This window comes from Shewanella sp. SR44-3 (assembly GCF_014163735.1).
GTDB lineage: Bacteria > Pseudomonadota > Gammaproteobacteria > Enterobacterales > Shewanellaceae > Shewanella.
In genome coordinates this window covers 86,804-104,179 of the sequence record NZ_JACJDV010000010.1, presented here as the reverse complement: position 1 = coordinate 104,179, position 17,376 = coordinate 86,804, and the positions used below count along the sequence as shown (strand labels likewise).

Sequence of the window (17,376 nt, the reverse complement as noted above, 5' to 3'; positions counted from 1 at the left end):
CAAGATGTGACTGCTTACATGAAATATTACAACTTGGAGCGACTTCATTCTGCTAATGGTGATCTGTCACCTGTAGAATTTGAAAATTCTCAACTAAAAGTGTCCAATTTGGGTTGACCAGTACAGCGTTCAGCAGCGCGGTAATCCCTGCCAGTTATTGTGGACAACAATGCGAGCTCATCGAGTTCTTGGCGGTATTCATTTAAATGATTTTTCACTTCCATTAAATAAAGGGATAAACCTTCATCTGCTTCATTCATATACCCTCATCCCCTTTAGAATGCGCTATGGTTTCGTATTCAAACTGACTATAAATCCTTTGACGCTCTTTCATTTCCCTTGAAATATTCTTATTCAGCAACACCTTACCATACTCAATGACATTGACTGCTAGATAGCTAGGGATAGTATTAATATCAACCACTGAAATCGTTTTTTCAGGCAAATTTAACTCACTATTCCATTGCAGAGCATACTCATGGGGACGAATAGCTCTATCAAAAGGACTCAAATTAAAATTGTTAAATGCAATCGCAATATCGAAGTCACTATGCTGTGTAGCAGTGCCTTTGGCTCTAGAGCCATATAACCAAATGATGGCTATATCGTCATCTGTTACAGCCTGCTTGACTATGTGGTCTAAAATTTTATCTGATGTTGGCATAATGTATTCAAAAAGGTTATAAAAAACGAACGCCCTACGGGCTTACAGAATACAGTTTACGGTAAACGAAGTATTCCGTTATCTGTAAGCGCAGCGTTCCGTATTCCGTGAGCAAAGCGTTCCGTTATAGATTCTAGAAGCGAAGCGCCCTCGCAGGACGAAGTCCGCCCTCGGTCCTAGAAGCACAGCGTTCTAATAAAGAAGATCCTAGGAACTCGCAAGCTCGCCGGAGGGCGTCGCTTCGCGACTGCTAGATTCTAGATTCTAGGTCCTAGCAGCGCAGCGTCCTCGCAGGACGAAGTCCGTCCTAGTCTCTAGCAGCGAAGCGTCCTAGAAGGCCGAAGGTCGCCCTGCTCTTTATTTATACCCATTAGGATTTTGGCTTTGCCATTTCCAACTGCTATTAACCATATCGCTCAAAGAATGGGTCGCTTGCCAACCAAGTTCATTTAGGGCTTTGTTAGGTTCTGCATAACAAGCGGCGATGTCACCTGCTCGGCGCTCAACCACTTCATAGGCAAGCTTTTTGCCACAAGCCTTTTCGAAAGCATTAATCATTTCAAGTACGCTATAGCCTTGACCTGTGCCTAAGTTGTAAGTCACAAAGCCGGAGCCTTTAGTGATTTTCTCTAATGCCTTGATATGACCTAAGGCTAAATCAACTACATGAATATAATCACGTACCCCAGTGCCATCGTGGGTGTCATAGTCATTGCCAAACACATTCACATGGCTACGCTTACCGACTGCCACCTGGGCAATAAAAGGCAATAAGTTGTTTGGAATACCGTTAGGATCTTCGCCAATTAGGCCACTTTCATGAGCACCGACTGGATTAAAATAACGTAAACAGGCAATATTCCAACTTAGGTCTGCTTTAACAAGATCTGCTAGCATGTGCTCGACCATGAGTTTTGATTGCCCGTAAGGATTGGTCGCACTGGTCGGGAAATCCTCAGTGATAGGCAAAGCCGCAGGATCGCCATACACAGTCGCCGATGAGCTAAATACTAGGTTTTTAACACCAAATTCTGCCATCACTTGGCATAGAGTTAAGCTACCAGTGACATTATTTTCATAATAACGTAATGGTTGCTCAACAGATTCACCCACGGCTTTAAGGCCAGCAAAGTGGATCACCGCCTCTATGGTATTGTTAGTAAAGATGTCACGTAAGCAAGCTTTATCTAAAATATCACCTTGATAGAAAGTGACCTTTTTCCCCGCTAGAGCTTCAACGCGGTTGATCGATTCGAGGCTAGAGTTAGATAAGTTATCGAGGATAATGATATCTAAACCGACGGCTAACATTTCTAAAATAGTGTGCGAGCCTATATAACCCGCACCACCTGTGACTAAAATACTCATAAATTCCATTATCTATTGTTGATTTGCCGTTAGCACAGCCTTAAGACGAACGCCCTTTGGGCTTACAGAATACGGATTTCAGTCTTCTGCTTTTTCTGCTATCCGTAAGCGCAGCGTTCCATTATCAGCAAATACGAACGCCGCTTTGCGACTACGGAACGCCCTGCGGGCTACAGAATACGGATTTCGGTAAACGCAGTGTTCCGTCTTCCGTAAGCGCAGCGTTCCGTTATCTATTTACGCTGGACGAAGTCCGCCCTCGCAGCCGTAGGCGCTCTATCTCAGCTTTTACTTATACCCATTACGCTAGCAATGCGATCACGAAAAGCAGCGCCCAGCTTAGCGTCACGCAAACCATATTCAACAAATGCCGCCATATAACCGAGTTTGTCGCCACAATCGTGTGATTTACCCGTCATATTAAAAGCTTCAACCGTATCTTGTTCGATCAGCATATCGATAGCATCGGTTAATTGAATTTCATCGCCGGCGCCCGCTGGGGTTTTTGCCAATAAATCCCAAATCTTTTCAGACAATACATAACGGCCAACCACTGCAAGATTCGATGGTGCCTCATCAATGGCAGGTTTTTCTACCATGGCTTTGATTTTTGCAGAATCACCAGGGGCAATCTCAACACCACCGCAATCGGCTATGCCGTATTTATTGACTTCAGATTCGGGTACTGCCGTCACCATGATCTGGCTGGCTAAAGTGGATTTGAAGCGCGCTATCATGGCCGCTAGATTTTCAGTTTTTTGGTTGGCAGTGTATTCATCTAAAATTACATCGGGCAAGACGACAGCAAACGGATTATTGCCAATACAAGGCTTAGCACATAACACCGCATGCCCTAACCCCTTAGCCTCACCCTGGCGCACATGCATTATGGTCACATCTTTAGGACAAATAGCTTGCACTTCATCCAATAACTGCCGCTTTACCCGCTTCTCAAGAGTCGATTCAAGCTCATAGGAAGTATCAAAATGGTTCTCGATAGCATTTTTGCTGGCATGGGTCACTAATACAATCTCTTTCACACCCGCTGCCACACACTCATTAACGATATATTGAATAAGCGGCTTATCGACTAACGGCGGCATCTCTTTAGGTATGGCCTTTGTTGCCGGTAACATACGGGTGCCAAGACCAGCAACAGGAATAACGACTTTCATAAAAAAACCTTAATAATAAAATGAGACCTAAAATTACATCCCTAAAAACAGTAAAATTCAACTACGCACTAACAAGATAATTTTTTTATAAGATGTCAATTATCAATTTGTTGTGCACAAAACGGCACCTAAAAAATATAAGAAGATAAAATTAGTCACTTAAAGCAAATAACGCGTTAAAGCTTGCACCGGCCTAAGCCGTTAAAAAACCATTTACTAATCGTTGATACGCGCTATGGTACAAAAAAAGACATGAATAAATGAAACTTAAAGGTGATATTAGAAAAGTTACAAATAACTATGGACTTTATCTTTTATTATATTTTCTACAATATATTTAGAACCTTCGAGTGATAAATGTCCATAATCCCATACTAAAGGAGTATTTTTATTATCGACTTTAGCAAGACAGCCTCTCTTGTCACATAACGGGTCTATTATAGAAATATATTCAATGTCAGAATTTTCATATTTAATATGTAAATTACGATTTACTTTAAACACGGCATTGACAAATGATACATCAAAAAACCTAATTTCATCAGGATTAAAATGTCGCTTAGCAATGATAACTGCCATTGAGGGACTGGCCCAACTAAAATTAGTTTTGACTTTAAATTATGCTCATGTAAATACTGGAGTATTTCGTTATAGTCATTTTGTTCATGATCAATGCGTTGAGCTAAGATAATTACTTTAGGCATGATTTTCAATAGATAGATTATTTAAACATTTAACTTTATAGATTCCAAGGCTTTTAAAGCCTTACATACAAATCGTCTAGATTCCAATACACTTTCAGCCTCGACATAACAACGAAACTCAGGTGCATTACCCGATGGGCGTAAATGAATAATTAATCCGCTTGCTAAGGTTAGCCGCAGGCCATCGGTTGCATTGACATTAACAAGCTTATCAGCATTAACGCCCAATATCGTAAGTAACTCTTGAGGTGAAGCATGCACCCTTGCAATGATTGCTTTGCTTTTGTCGGTTGGAAAATCTTTTAATCGGTCGCTATGAGTATAACGTTGCGGTAAATTTGCTACTTGAGCAGCAATACCTGTTGTTTTTGATAAGGCTAATACCGCTAAGACTGGTAACACCGCATCACGGGTTGGTAATGCGGTTAAAGGCTTACCTTTAACCATAATGTTAGAGCCTAATAAAAAACCACCATTAGCCTCAAAACCCGCAACTCTCTGGTATTTTTGTTTAAGCTTATCAAACTCAGCAATCACGTAAGGAGAGCCAATCTTTGTGCGACTAACATTTTTAAAATACCCACTAGCCTCGATTGCTGTATTGCAACTAACAGGAACCGCCAAGGCTTCTATGCCTAACGATTGAGCACATAACAACCCTAGAATATCACCCCGTAACCATTGACCATTTTCATCTGCAATCAAAGGTCTATCGCCGTCACCATCAGTAGAAAAAATAGCATCAAAACCAAACTCTTTAGACCATAACAACGCCTTTCGCACATCATCGTCTGATACAGCTTCTGTATCGATAGGAACAAACTCATCACTTCTTTCTAGGGATGTTACCTGGGCGCCAAGGCTTTGAAATAAAGCAGCATAGAGATCCCTACCAGCACTTGAATGCTCATAAATACCAATATGCTTACCTTTTAATAAGTCTTTATCAAACAGTGAAACATAACGCAGGCAATAATCTGTCGCAGCTGAAGCATCAACCGTTAAATCGGCTAAATCTGTTAGGGGGGAAAATGCCGTTTCAGTACTGAGAATTGCCAGTTCATCGGCCTTAGTTATTTCACCATCAGGACGGTAAAACTTAAGCCCATTACGATCAAAAGGAATATGACTTCCCGTTACCATAATGGCTGGAATAGCAAGCGCCATTGACTTAAAAGCTAAAGCTGGGGTAGGGAGCACTCCATAATAAATAACTTCTATGCCAATTAAATTAGCCGCACTAACACAGGCTTTAGCCATGTTTATACTACTAGGTCTATTATCTATCGCTAAGGCAATAGTATTAACCTTAAAGGAGGACTTCATTACTGCTAAAAAAGACAGTGTAAACGCAGCACAAACATCAGCGGTAAAATCGGTAACAAGTCCTCGTGCACCGCTAGTACCAAAAGCAACCCCTGAATTAGCTAAAACTAAATGACTAGTTAACATGCGTTATTTCCCTTCAATTCTGCCATAACGATCTTCAAAACGAACAATATCGTCTTCCCCAAGGTACGAGCCTGATTGTACTTCAATAAGCTCTAGGTCTACTTTTCCAGGGTTTTCTAATGCATGAATAACACCAACGGGAATATAAGTAGATTGATTTTCAGTCAGCAATATAGTTTTATCACCATTAGTCACTTTGGCTGTGCCTGTTACTACAATCCAATGTTCAGCTCTATGGTGATGCATTTGCACTGACAATTTAGCACCAGGCTTAACAGTTATGCGTTTAACTTGAAACCGCTCACCATTATCGATTGAGTCATACTTACCCCAGGGACGATACACTTCACGATGGAATGTAACTTCACTGCGATTTTCAGCTTTAAGTTGATTAACTATGTCTTTAACTTGCTGAGAATTGTCTTTATGAGCAACAAGAACCGCATCTTTGGTGTTAACTATGACTAAATTTTCAACACCAACGGTGGCAACTAATTTATCTTCACTAAAAACTAAGGTGTTATTAGTATCAACAGCTTTAACATCGCCTTTGAACACATTGCCATTGTTGTCTTTTGCAGATACATCCCATAATGCCGCAAAACCACCTACGTCGCTCCAACCTGCATCCATAGGTACAACGACAGCATCTTGAGTTTGCTCCATTACTGCATAGTCAATGGATTCATCTGGACAAGCTTCAAACGCGGCTTTGTCGACACGAATAAAGTCCAGATCATTATTTTGTACTTGCATGGCTGATTCGCAGGCAGCATAAATGTCTGGTCGAAACGCTTTAAGCTCGGTTAAGTAACGGCTAGCTTTAAATAAAAACATGCCGCTGTTCCAATAATATTCACCGCTTTGAATATATTGTTGCGCTGTGACGAGATCCGGTTTTTCAACAAAACTGTCGACAACAAAACCGCTTTGAAATTGCTGGCCACGCTTAATGTAACCGTAGCCAGTTTCAGGTTTATTACCAACAATACCAAACGTAACCAGCTTATCTTGTATCGCGAGCTCAGCCGCTTTAGCGACACTTTGTTGAAATGCACTTACGTCATCAATAACATGGTCTGCAGCCAAGACTAACAATAACGGGTCTTGGCCGTGCTCTGTGGCTTTAAATGCTGCTAATGCAATGGCTGGTGCAGTATTTCGACCTGCTGGTTCTAAAAATATTCCGCTATGTTCAATCCCAAGCTGCCTAATTTGTTCTGCTGCAATAAAACGATGTTCTTCATTACAGATTAGCATTGCTGGCGTATGTTCCAGCCCTTTTAAACGTGTGATAGTGTTTTGTAGCATTGTTTGCTCACCACTTAACGTTAAAAATTGCTTAGGGTAATTACCGCGTGAAAGCGGCCATAAACGTGTACCAGAACCGCCAGCCATAATAATAGGTGTAATTGTCATAATGCCGCCAATACTATTTTAAAAGTGCGTCCAACCAATGGGACAAAGAAAGAGGTGTTGTTGATATATTGCCAACGGTAAGTTGCTTAACAAATTGTTGTTTTTTCTCGTTGCTCCACACGGTTCCATTGGTGCGATCGAGAATGTCGATGGCTGCTATTGGTTGGTGTAATAACACGTATTGATTTGTTGTCAGCAAGTTGTAATCAAGGCTCAATGTTTCCCATGTGCGCATGGTTAAACCCGACTGTCCTTTATGGTGTATGTCGATAATATAACGACTATCAGAAAAAATATCGTTCATTGTATCTCTATCTATAATATCGAATGTAATCCATTCTTTAGGACATTTTCTTACATAGGGATCAAGTAAATAAAATACGCAGTATTGTATTTTGCTTTGAAAGTATATTTTGATAAATGACGAAGCAGAGTGAGTTTGTTCATTATTGATCAGCTTATATAACAGCTTTGCTCTGTCGCCGTGATAACTGCCAATAAAACTGTATTGATAGCTGTGGGCTGATTTGTTTGATGCTGCGCTGCGAGTGTTATCATCTGGATAAAATAATGGCACATACTCTAATTGATGTTGCTGGCAATCGGCAAAGTCGAATGACATAGCCTTATCTGCTACCGCAGCTAATTGAACAAATCCATTTGAGTTAGCTATAGAATCCCAACAATATACAACCACTCGGACTTTTGGATTTAATCTCTTAATCCCCTGTATTAAAAGCGATGAAATACATGTACCTTTGACAATAATAACGGTGGTTATATCGTGTATTAACGGGGTGATTTTTTCGAGTAGTTGTTGGCTATATTGACGCGAAATAAAGTGATTGTAGTTAGCCACGTTATATTTAATTAACGCTTTACCAATAGAAGAACATAGTGGTCTGTCGGAAAAAGAGTGTACAGAGGTAAAATACTTTGTTAGTTGATTTTCTATCAGTACTTTATAGTCGAAAAATGCGGGACAAATTAATACTGCGTGGTCGTTGTTACCCATGAATTGCTAGCCACTTTTTTTGCTCGAAGTTATAGGTTTTAATTACTTTGGCAGGATTACCTACTGCAATTGAGAATGCCGGTACATTTTTAGATACCACAGCATTAGCGCCAATGATTGCACCTTGGCCAATGGTTACACCGGGTAAAACAACCACTCCTTCACCTAACCATACATTTTGCTCTATTACGACGGGCGTACCTGTTAATGGTCTGTCTTTGCATATTGATAGAGGGTCTGAATGCAAGTCCCCGCCGTAACTACCATGATTGAGATCGGTAATAAACACTCGACTGGCGATTAACACATTGTCGGCAATACTGACACTTTTCAGGGCCGCGATGTGCACAGAGTCATTCACCTGACAATTGTTACCAATAGCTATATTAATTTCACCATGTTGGCCATGCGCTTCGAAACGACAATAACGACCGCTTGCAAAACCCTTTCCTATCCGCATATTTTGCTTACCACGACATTCGAACGGACGACGAATTATTTTGGCTTGTTTGAACAGAAAATAGGTTAATACTTTCTCATAAGCTAATGACAAAATACCAAAGTAGCCATAATGTTTGAACATACTTACCCCTTTAAAAACACAATACGAGAATCTAAAAAAGCATTAACACAAACATGGTTAACACCTGAAATATTGAACGCCTCAAAAACGGTTCTCCTATCAATACAATCGTTACTTTCTATGTACTTTGAAATAAATTTTGTTAATTCTGAATGATTTAAAACATAACCATTAATGCCATTACTCACTTTCGATACAAAAAATGGTAAATCTGAAACTAATACAGGCACCCCAAGTGAGTTAGCAATATCAATCTGCGATGTTGCAGTGACATTATCATACATGACATACATAAAATCAGACTGTGTCAGTTCTGCCGCAACAGCCTCTGAAGTAACAAAATCATTGACCCATTTAACATTACGGGCGTTGCAATAACGTTGATATAATAATGGGGCACAGGATTTTAAATCACCTCTCCCAAAGATTGACAGCTCGATAACAGAATCACTTAATTTCTCAAAAGTTTTTTCAAGTACTGATAATCCTTTATACTGAGTGATACTACCGAAGAAAAATATTCTTATTGGCTTTGCCTTAACAAAATTCTTACTTAAGGCATTACTAATAGTATAAAAATCTGCAGAAAGGGGTAATGGTGCGTATATAACGTTGGCACATTTATAAATTTTTTTAGCTGAACGAATTAGAGATTCAGAAGAAACTACGACTTGTTTCACTTTAAAAGACATTATTAAATCTGAAATATAATAATTTACTCCTCTAAAGAAACCAGCCCTATTGATACGAGACTCTAATTCATGCCCCCAACAATTAACTTCAACTTTTTTACTCATAAGTAATGTGAATAAAGCGGAAAATATTCCTTGGGAGAATATAAATACAGATAGATGATTTCTTCTAATATACAAAGCTAGTTTTGCAATTGAAATAAGACTTTTTACAGGAGAAGACATTTTATAAAAAAAAGTATTTCCGTTATAGTTCCCATCTAATTCAACAGTCGCATCTTTAGGGAAGTAGAACGTAGCATCCACATTATCTTCTTTAAATGCTTCATATAAACCAGCATAAGAAAACCACATAGCAGAATCACGACCTGACATAGAGATGAAAGCAACTGAATTTTTATTGATAACCTTTTTCATAAACGCCCTCTTTTATAGCGGATTGATCTGCAGAAATTAAAAGTCCTATTTTTAAGGTGCATAAAGAGAAAGAAGCAACCAATAAAATATATATCAAATATTTATCTTTAAACCTTAAGTAAACGAAAGGCATTACTAGTACTAAAGCCAAGGGATAAAGCCTCACCATTACAGGTGCAAAGCTTAATAAACAAATGAAAAAATATAAAAACAATGCTGTGTAATCACCTGAAAATTTATATAAGATAAATGGTAAAATCAAAAGAACCGCTAACTGAATAACAAAAACACCACTTCTTAACTCAAAACCTCCTAAATGATAATAATCGAAGAACTTACTCGTCAATAAAGGAAGAGCTATAGACACAACTATTACAACAAAAAATAACAAGAAAACCTTATTGACTTTCCAAATATAAAGCAGCAACAATAAAAGGCTAGAGATATGAGACAAAATAGCTAGAATTACAAAAAAAATAGAAAGTTTAATACAACCTTTTCTAAATGTAGTATAAAACAATAAGCTAAAATGAATTGCTAAAGATTGTCTCAATAAGTTCAACTCGAAAGTTATAAATGATATTGGGATATAAAAACACAAAAAAAACAAAACTGTATACTTGTCAGAATTAAACAAAAACACTGAAAAAAGTATTATATTTATAAATTTTAGAAAAATTAAAAAACCAAAGTATTCGAATCCAAAACTGTTCGCAAGATACATCAACAGTAAATAAAGTGGTTCAAATAACGTAAAGGTATCTTGTTCGTATGCCCACTGATATATCACATGATCAGGGCCCGAATTTAAGTGAAAAAGAATATAAAATGAATATAAAAAAACTAAAATTAACTTAAAAAACTTTAGCGCACCATCTTTACACAAAGGAAAGAAAAACATAGGAATATATAAAAACAATAAATAATAAAGTGTCATCCTTACTTTATACCTTTTAACCCATCGTACATCCCTCTAAAAAATGCATTCCTAAAATTTCTCTTTGATAATAAAGCCTTAATGGTTCTAGATAATAAAGTATAAAATATACTAACAAATCTATATGGAAATTTAAGATTTTTTCGAATAAAAAACAAACGATTCCGGGTTAAATAATAAACCCCGAAAGTTGATAAATCTCCACCAGTAGAAGAGCTAACTTTATGACTAATTACTGCATCTGTATTTAGGTAAACATATAATCCTTTACTACTACAGCGATATAAGAAGTCAGTATCGTCATAATAAACAAAGTAGTCTTCATCCATTAAGCCAACTTCATCGAACACTTGTTTGTCTATTGCTAAGAAACACGTTGGAGCATATGAATAATATTTTCGATAATTACTAGGTGAGAATGGTGCATTTCCTGCATTAATATGTGGAGCAACACCTCGGAGCTCATCAAAATAGCCTCCTGCATACCAAATCATTCCAGCTGGATAATCTAAAATTAACGGACTTACTAGCTTCTCACCTGTATTTAAGCTTTCATAAATACGGCTAAATACCTTAGTATCTAAAAAGATTAGATCGTTATTAATCAGAGTAACTACATCACAATTTTCAATTAAAGCTTGTTCAATACCTTGATTATTACCCGCTGCAACGCCTAGATTCTTTCCTTTATTATCAATAAATGATGCAGGTATCGAATATTTAGTCGATAGCGTTTTACATAAGTTTAAAGATTCGGGTGTTGAGCTATTATCAACAATAAAAAGATGGAAGTTAGTATACTCTTGCAATGAAATACTGATGAAAAAGTCACTTAAGACATCTGGAGAATTATATAATACTGTTACTAGCCCCAGTTTTTTATGTTGATTCATGGTTAACTTTTTCCCAAGTCTGGCTTTCATGACAATAACGTTTGATTATTCTGGCTGGCGCACCAGCGACTACACAGTAATCTGGTACATCTTTTGTGACGACAGAGTTTGCTGCGATAACTGAATTTTTACCGATACAAGCACCAATAATACATACATTTTCACCGATCCAAGCCCCTGATTTAATAAGCACATCACGGTGGTATTTAACGGGTTGATGAATTATCGGTAAGGATATTGAATCGAAGTCGTGTAAATTATCTGAAATATAAACTTTATCAGCAACTAAAACGGCATCTTCAATGATGACTTTTCTTACTGAAACAATATGAACATAATGGCCAATATAACAATCATTTGAGATGATTAACTGCGGATCATTATCATCAATTTTAAGCGCTAGTAACCAAGCATCAGGCATAAATGATGTTCTACAACCTAAATCGATATATTTTGCACCTTGAATATTTCTAGGCTTATAAATAGTCGTTTTTTTACCAAATGACTTAAAATCGCCTTGAAATAGAATGTTCCAAAATAATAAGTAAATACGACGATTTACTTTATAAATAAACTCATACATGTGAATCATCAACCTTGGATAAATATTCATTCAAGCTAGTATCATCGAGTTCCCACCACGGAATATTAGTCAATTCAGGTTGAGTTCGATACTTAATTATCTTTGCAGGTACTCCGGCGACTATAGCGTAGTCATCAACATTCTTAGTAACGATAGAACCGGCAGCAATAACAGCACCATTCCCTACAACGACACCATCCAAAATGATTGCATTTAATCCAATCCATACATCGTTACCTATAGTGACGGTTTCTGATTCAATAAATGGTTTTGATCTTGAAAAATGTCTATAAGGAAAAATAGTATTGCTAGAAAAAGTTGATGGATGTGTAGAAACCCAATCAAGCGGGTGTAATCCAATGCCAATTTTAACGCCATCGGCAATAGAGCAATAACTACCAATTATTGCGTTGCTCACAGTTCCCTTACCAGCAAAGTAAGTGTATTTCCCTATTGATGAATGAGATATATCTATTTTTTTAAAAAGTATTGTCTTGTCCGCAAAAATAGAACTTTTATTTAACTTTTTATAATAATTAGACTTTAATACAACTAAAAAATCTCTAACTAATTGCTTTAGTTTCATTAACAATACCTTTAACTTTCACAAAACATTTACTCAGATAGAACCCAGTAGCAATAAATACAACAACTTGTGCTAATTGCAGATAGATGCGATTAGCATCACTTACATAATCAAAGGAGAAAATTGAGATTACAGCTATTGAAGGTATTAGCAGAAATGACAAAAATATAATTAAAGCACTTTTATCTAAAATAGTTTCTTTTGAGTATTTTATTGTATACACCAACATAATAACTAATGCAGACAGTATTGTTGAATATGCTATACCGATAGCCCCAAATTCCTTTACGAGCAGCATTGATAGTAAAAAATTCAACACGCCTTCAAAAACAGGGAAGTGAGCAATTTTTAATTGCTGAGCATTAGCAACTAACTTCATACCGTAAGGTGCAATCACCATTCTAATGGCAAATGCGACTAGTAAATAATTGAAGTAGTTATTAGCTAGCTCACCATTACTGTCGCCAACCCAAAGCTGAAGTATTGGCAAAGAAATATAACTGGAAATGTTAACGCCCAAAAATATCGTCAATGAAAATATCATTGATAACGATATTACAAGTTCATCAACGCCTTTTTTATTATCTGCCTCATTCAACTTTACTATTGGTTGAATAATCGGGTTTACAATCGCACCTAACAGACCAACGATTGCATTCATCATGGTCATTGCTAATACAAAATAGGGGAGATTTTCAAAGTCATAAATGGAAACAACAAAAATGCCGATCCCTGATATAAGAAACTGAGCAATATTCCAAATAGTTAGCCCACCGAAGAACTTAATAAGCTCATCGATTTTACCTTGAAAACCAAATGAAAAATGATGTTTTTCAAAAGCACGAAACTGTTTGTACATAAACAAATATGAAAACACATTAATCACAAAATAACTTGACGCAATAGCAATTAAGCCATAGTCGGCTAAAGATACTACTGTGATACCAATAAACACTCTGGATATTAGATTAATATTTGCCGTGACATGGTTCTTCTCAATTCCAATGAAATAACCAATGAAAACCGTCGCAAATATACCGAGAGAAAATGTTCCAAAAACCAGTAAGAATGCTATTTTTGATTCAAAAATTATCTCATTTGGAATACTCGTGAATATTGATTCAAAATTAATAAGAACAACAGAAAGCACGAGTAAGAAAAAGATAAAAATATAGAGAGTAATATTGAAGTAGTTGTTAATAACGTGATTTAACCCTCGCTCATCATTGTTAAACTTGAACTGAGATGTAAAGCGACCTATGGTTATTTGTCCTGCTACACCAAAAATACTAACCGCAATTCCAGCTTGAAGACAAATAGACCAAACTGAAAACTCATCCAAACTTAATATGTTTATCAAAAATGGCGATATTACAATGCCTAAGATAACATTTGAAAAACCATTGATTATATTAGCCAAAGAGTTTTTTAATAAACGATTAAACCCGCTCATTAATTGGTTCTTAACACTTGTTTAAACTCGGTAATCATTTCTTGTAAATCGACTAATACATTTTTAGGGTGATAACTTGGGATAATGTTCTTTATTGATGTTAGCTCTGTTGTAGGAAATGACTCATTTGGGAAATCTATTTCATGCCAGATAATTTCGCATTGCGTATATTCTTGTAACACATCAGCAATTTGCTTTGCCGTTATGTTATAACCTGCTGCTACATTAATGATCTGATTATGACATTGATCGGTTGACGCAATTTCGATACAGCTAGAAGCAACATCTTTTACTGAAACATAATCTTTGGCATAATCTTTTGCGATATACATGTCGACTTTGCCATGGTTTATCGCATTACGAGTAATGGCGGGTAAAAATAACGGACTATTTAAGGCAACGCCATAAACATTACTTGGCCTAACAATACAGACATTTCGACCGCTTTTAAGGCATAACTCTTCTGCGACTAACTTAGTTAAATTGAATAGACGACGGTTATCATTGACACATACCGTTAGGTTTACTTGTTCATTAGCTAATGCTTGATTCATGTATACTCGAGTTGAAGATACATAGAGTAAACGTTCAAACTTTGCATGCTGTAATAGTTGGGCTAATAGACTCACATTGGCTTCTAATACAGAAAATGGGGTATTTTTACAGTCGCCGTTGCCGGCGCAGTATAAAATAATTCCTAAATCGCGCTCGAACACACTAGTGTCATCTCTTGCAGGTACAAAGGTACTATGTCCTTGGGCTTGAAGTTGATTGACGATTTCTGAACCAATAAAACCTCGGCCACCAAATACGGTATAAAGCGCCATTTATTGCCCCCACCCATTAATAATTTTATCTTTAATTGCCTCTAACGTAGGCTGAATATTGTCTTTAGCAGATAATAGTGGTTCGCTTAATGGCCATTGTATTTGCAGGCTTGGATCGTTCCACAATAAACCACTTTCGTCTGATGGATCATAGTAATCTGTGCATTTATATTGGAAGTCGGCAGTTTCACTGAGTACACAAAAACCATGAGCAAAACCTGGAGGCACATAAAACTGTAACTTATTTTGTCCAGTTAATATTATCGCTTCATGTTGTCCGAATGTTTCAGAGCCTGGGCGTAAATCAACCGCAACATCAAAAACTTCACCATCTGTTACCGTGACTAATTTCCCTTGAGGTTTCGTTTTTTGAAAATGCAAACCTCTTAAAACACCTTGGCTTGAACGTGAACGGTTATCTTGGACAAAGTCAGCATCTATTCCTGCAGCTTTATAACGTTCAGCTTGAAATGTTTCATAGAAGAAACCTCTATCGTCACCGAATACTTTGGGTTCGATAATTAACAAATCTTTAATTTTTGTTTTAATAATATTCATATTGGTTACTTTTTGAAATTATTTAGTAATGTTCAATAAATATTGACCATAACCGGTTTTAGCTAAGGTTTGCGCAATGTCGCGCACTTGCAGCTTTGTTAACCAGCCCTGTAACAAGGCTATTTCTTCTAAACAAGCAATTTTGAAACCTTGTCTTTTTTCAACCGTCTGAACAAATTGTGACGCTTCTAACAATGAGTCATGTGTACCAGTGTCTAACCATGCAAAACCACGTCCTAATTGCTCAACGTTTAAGTTACCTTGATCTAAATATGCTTGGTTAACACAAGTAATTTCAAGCTCACCACGTACAGATGGTTTAACGTTTTTTGCAATATCAATAACAGAGTTATTGTAGAAATATAGCCCTGTAACAGCCCAGTTTGATTTAGGTGCTATCGGCTTTTCTTCTATTGATAACGCTTTAAAGTTTTCATCAAACTCTACGACACCAAAACGTTCTGGATCCATGACTTGGTAACCAAATACCGTTGCTCCAGATAGGTTTTGAACTGCATGCTTTAATTGTTTACCAAATGCTTGGCCAAAGAAGATGTTGTCGCCCAATGCCAAGCAGACATCATCCGAACCAATGAATGATTCACCTATAATAAATGCTTGAGCAAGGCCGTCTGGAGATGGTTGAACTTCATAAGTAAGGTTGATACCAAACTGGCTGCCATCACCTAATAAACGGATGAACCCATCTTGTTCTTCTGGCGTGGTAATAATGAGAATCTCGTTAATTCCAGCCAACATTAATACCGATAATGGGTAATAAATCATCGGTTTGTCATAAATAGGCAGTAATTGCTTTGATACGCCTTTTGTTATTGGATGTAGTCTTGTACCTGAACCACCGGCTAAGATAATGCCTTTCATAAAACCTCGAATATGGATTACGGTATATGCTAAACCGAATCATAAAAATAATAATGTTACCCACTAGCTTAACTGCATATTGCTGCAATCTATGCGTTAATACCTAGACGCTCACGTTGGTAACTGCCATCTTGTACGTGCTGACACCACACTTGGTTAGCCAAATACCACTCAATCGTCTTCTTAAGACCCGTTTCGAAAGTTTCCTCTGGCACCCAACTGAGCTCATTCTGAATTTTTCGAGCGTCAATTGCATAACGTCTGTCATGTCCAGGCCTATCGGTAACATAAGTGATTTGTTCGCTATACATAGTTTCTTTTGGTACTAAAATATCTAAAATTGAACAAATTGTTTTAACCACTTCTAAGTTTTGTTTTTCGTTATGTCCGCCTATATTATAGGTCTCACCGACTTTACCTTCTGTTACTACTTTATAAAGTGCACGCGCATGATCTTCTACATATAACCAATCACGAATTTGATCTCCTTTACCGTAAATAGGTAATGGCTTGCCTTCTAAGGCATTTAAAATCACTAATGGGATTAACTTCTCAGGAAAATGATAAGGACCGTAGTTGTTAGAGCAGTTAGTCACAACGGTTGGTAAACCGTAGGTACGGTGCCATGCTCTGACTAAATGATCGCTTGATGCTTTAGACGCTGAGTATGGGCTGCTGGGGGCATAAGCAGTTGTTTCAGTGAACAAAGGCAAATTAGTTGTTGCCGAAACCTCATCTGGATGAGGGAGATCACCATACACTTCATCGGTTGAAATATGATGAAAGCGAAATGCCAATTTAGCTTCTAGCGTTAGTGTATTCCAATATTCTCTCGTTGCCTCAAGTAAGGTATATGTACCAACAATATTGGTTTGAATAAAATCAGACGGGCCAGTAATTGAGCGATCAACGTGGCTTTCTGCTGCTAAGTGCATTACAGCATCTGGTTGATATGTAGCAAATACACGATTTAACTCTGCATGATCGCAAATATCAACCTGTTCAAAATGGTAACGAGAATTGTCGTTAACTGTTGCTAGCGATTCGAGATTACCTGCATAAGTGAGTTTATCGACATTGATAACACTGTCTTGAGTGTTTTCAATAATGTAACGAACAACTGCAGAACCAATAAACCCTGCACCACCTGTAATAAGAATTTTCACAA

General features: G+C 37.3%; 20 protein-coding genes. 1 reads left to right on the top strand and 19 read right to left on the bottom strand.

Annotation, left to right across the window (positions count from 1 at the left end; genetic code table 11):
- Positions 1-117: IS3 family transposase (locus tag H5073_RS08045; protein WP_182678504.1), on the top strand; the 117-nt coding region annotated here is incomplete at its 5' end.
- Here H5073_RS08045 and H5073_RS08040 read toward each other — a convergent pair.
- The 19 genes from H5073_RS08040 to rfbB all read right to left on the bottom strand — a co-directional run bounded on the left by H5073_RS08040 (position 90) and on the right by rfbB (position 17,374).
- The gene (locus H5073_RS08040; RefSeq protein WP_182678705.1) at positions 90-260 is read right to left on the bottom strand and encodes a hypothetical protein; all 171 of its coding nucleotides are present in this window, start codon (positions 258-260) and stop codon (positions 90-92) included. The genes H5073_RS08045 and H5073_RS08040 overlap by 28 nt on opposite strands.
- Positions 257-664, bottom strand: a complete 408-nt coding sequence (locus H5073_RS08035) for a type VII toxin-antitoxin system MntA family adenylyltransferase antitoxin (protein WP_182678702.1) — start codon at positions 662-664, stop codon at positions 257-259. Before H5073_RS08035 ends, H5073_RS08040 begins: the two co-directional genes overlap by 4 nt.
- Before the next feature lie 357 nt (positions 665-1,021).
- Entirely contained in the window at positions 1,022-2,032 is a 1,011-nt protein-coding gene (galE, locus tag H5073_RS08030; RefSeq protein ID WP_182678700.1) for a UDP-glucose 4-epimerase GalE, read from the bottom strand.
- Between the two features lie 281 nt (positions 2,033-2,313).
- Complete coding sequence (gene galU / locus H5073_RS08025; RefSeq protein WP_182678699.1) at positions 2,314-3,207, bottom strand: UTP--glucose-1-phosphate uridylyltransferase GalU; 894 nt, start codon at positions 3,205-3,207, stop codon at positions 2,314-2,316.
- 288 nt (positions 3,208-3,495) lie between these two features.
- The gene (locus H5073_RS08020; RefSeq protein WP_182678697.1) at positions 3,496-3,786 is read right to left on the bottom strand and encodes an SGNH hydrolase domain-containing protein; all 291 of its coding nucleotides are present in this window, start codon (positions 3,784-3,786) and stop codon (positions 3,496-3,498) included.
- 146 nt (positions 3,787-3,932) lie between these two features.
- The gene (locus tag H5073_RS08015) at positions 3,933-5,363 is read right to left on the bottom strand and encodes a phosphomannomutase (RefSeq protein ID WP_182678695.1); all 1,431 of its coding nucleotides are present in this window, start codon (positions 5,361-5,363) and stop codon (positions 3,933-3,935) included.
- A 3-nt stretch (positions 5,364-5,366) separates the two neighbouring features.
- Positions 5,367-6,782, bottom strand: a complete 1,416-nt coding sequence (locus tag H5073_RS08010; protein WP_182678693.1) for a mannose-1-phosphate guanylyltransferase/mannose-6-phosphate isomerase — start codon at positions 6,780-6,782, stop codon at positions 5,367-5,369.
- A 13-nt stretch (positions 6,783-6,795) separates the two neighbouring features.
- The gene (locus H5073_RS08005) at positions 6,796-7,797 is read right to left on the bottom strand and encodes a hypothetical protein (RefSeq protein ID WP_182678691.1); all 1,002 of its coding nucleotides are present in this window, start codon (positions 7,795-7,797) and stop codon (positions 6,796-6,798) included.
- A complete protein-coding gene (locus H5073_RS08000) occupies positions 7,790-8,380 on the bottom strand; it encodes a DapH/DapD/GlmU-related protein (RefSeq protein WP_182678689.1) in 591 nt (196 codons plus the stop codon). The genes H5073_RS08005 and H5073_RS08000 overlap by 8 nt, the downstream gene beginning before the upstream one ends.
- Before the next feature lie 2 nt (positions 8,381-8,382).
- Positions 8,383-9,489, bottom strand: coding sequence for a glycosyltransferase (locus H5073_RS07995; protein WP_182678687.1), 1,107 nt, complete (start codon positions 9,487-9,489; stop codon positions 8,383-8,385).
- A complete protein-coding gene (locus H5073_RS07990; protein WP_259394852.1) occupies positions 9,470-10,390 on the bottom strand; it encodes an EpsG family protein in 921 nt (306 codons plus the stop codon). The genes H5073_RS07995 and H5073_RS07990 overlap by 20 nt, the downstream gene beginning before the upstream one ends.
- Before the next feature lie 38 nt (positions 10,391-10,428).
- A complete protein-coding gene (locus H5073_RS07985; RefSeq protein WP_182678683.1) occupies positions 10,429-11,319 on the bottom strand; it encodes a glycosyltransferase family 2 protein in 891 nt (296 codons plus the stop codon).
- Positions 11,306-11,902 carry an acyltransferase gene (locus tag H5073_RS07980; protein ID WP_182678681.1) on the bottom strand — a complete coding sequence of 199 codons (597 nt, stop codon included), beginning with the start codon at positions 11,900-11,902 and terminating at the stop codon, positions 11,306-11,308. The genes H5073_RS07985 and H5073_RS07980 overlap by 14 nt, the downstream gene beginning before the upstream one ends.
- Positions 11,895-12,488, bottom strand: coding sequence for a CatB-related O-acetyltransferase (locus H5073_RS07975; protein ID WP_182678679.1), 594 nt, complete (start codon positions 12,486-12,488; stop codon positions 11,895-11,897). The genes H5073_RS07980 and H5073_RS07975 overlap by 8 nt, the downstream gene beginning before the upstream one ends.
- Complete coding sequence (locus tag H5073_RS07970) at positions 12,466-13,941, bottom strand: lipopolysaccharide biosynthesis protein (protein WP_182678677.1); 1,476 nt, start codon at positions 13,939-13,941, stop codon at positions 12,466-12,468. Before H5073_RS07970 ends, H5073_RS07975 begins: the two co-directional genes overlap by 23 nt.
- The gene (locus tag H5073_RS07965; protein WP_182678675.1) at positions 13,941-14,768 is read right to left on the bottom strand and encodes an NAD(P)-dependent oxidoreductase; all 828 of its coding nucleotides are present in this window, start codon (positions 14,766-14,768) and stop codon (positions 13,941-13,943) included. The genes H5073_RS07970 and H5073_RS07965 overlap by 1 nt, the downstream gene beginning before the upstream one ends.
- Entirely contained in the window at positions 14,769-15,326 is a 558-nt protein-coding gene (gene rfbC / locus H5073_RS07960) for a dTDP-4-dehydrorhamnose 3,5-epimerase (protein WP_182678672.1), read from the bottom strand.
- A gap of 18 nt (positions 15,327-15,344) precedes the next feature.
- Entirely contained in the window at positions 15,345-16,208 is an 864-nt protein-coding gene (gene rfbA, locus H5073_RS07955; RefSeq protein ID WP_182678670.1) for a glucose-1-phosphate thymidylyltransferase RfbA, read from the bottom strand.
- An 89-nt stretch (positions 16,209-16,297) separates the two neighbouring features.
- Positions 16,298-17,374, bottom strand: coding sequence for a dTDP-glucose 4,6-dehydratase (gene rfbB, locus H5073_RS07950; RefSeq protein WP_182678668.1), 1,077 nt, complete (start codon positions 17,372-17,374; stop codon positions 16,298-16,300).
- Positions 17,375-17,376 lie beyond the last annotated feature (2 nt).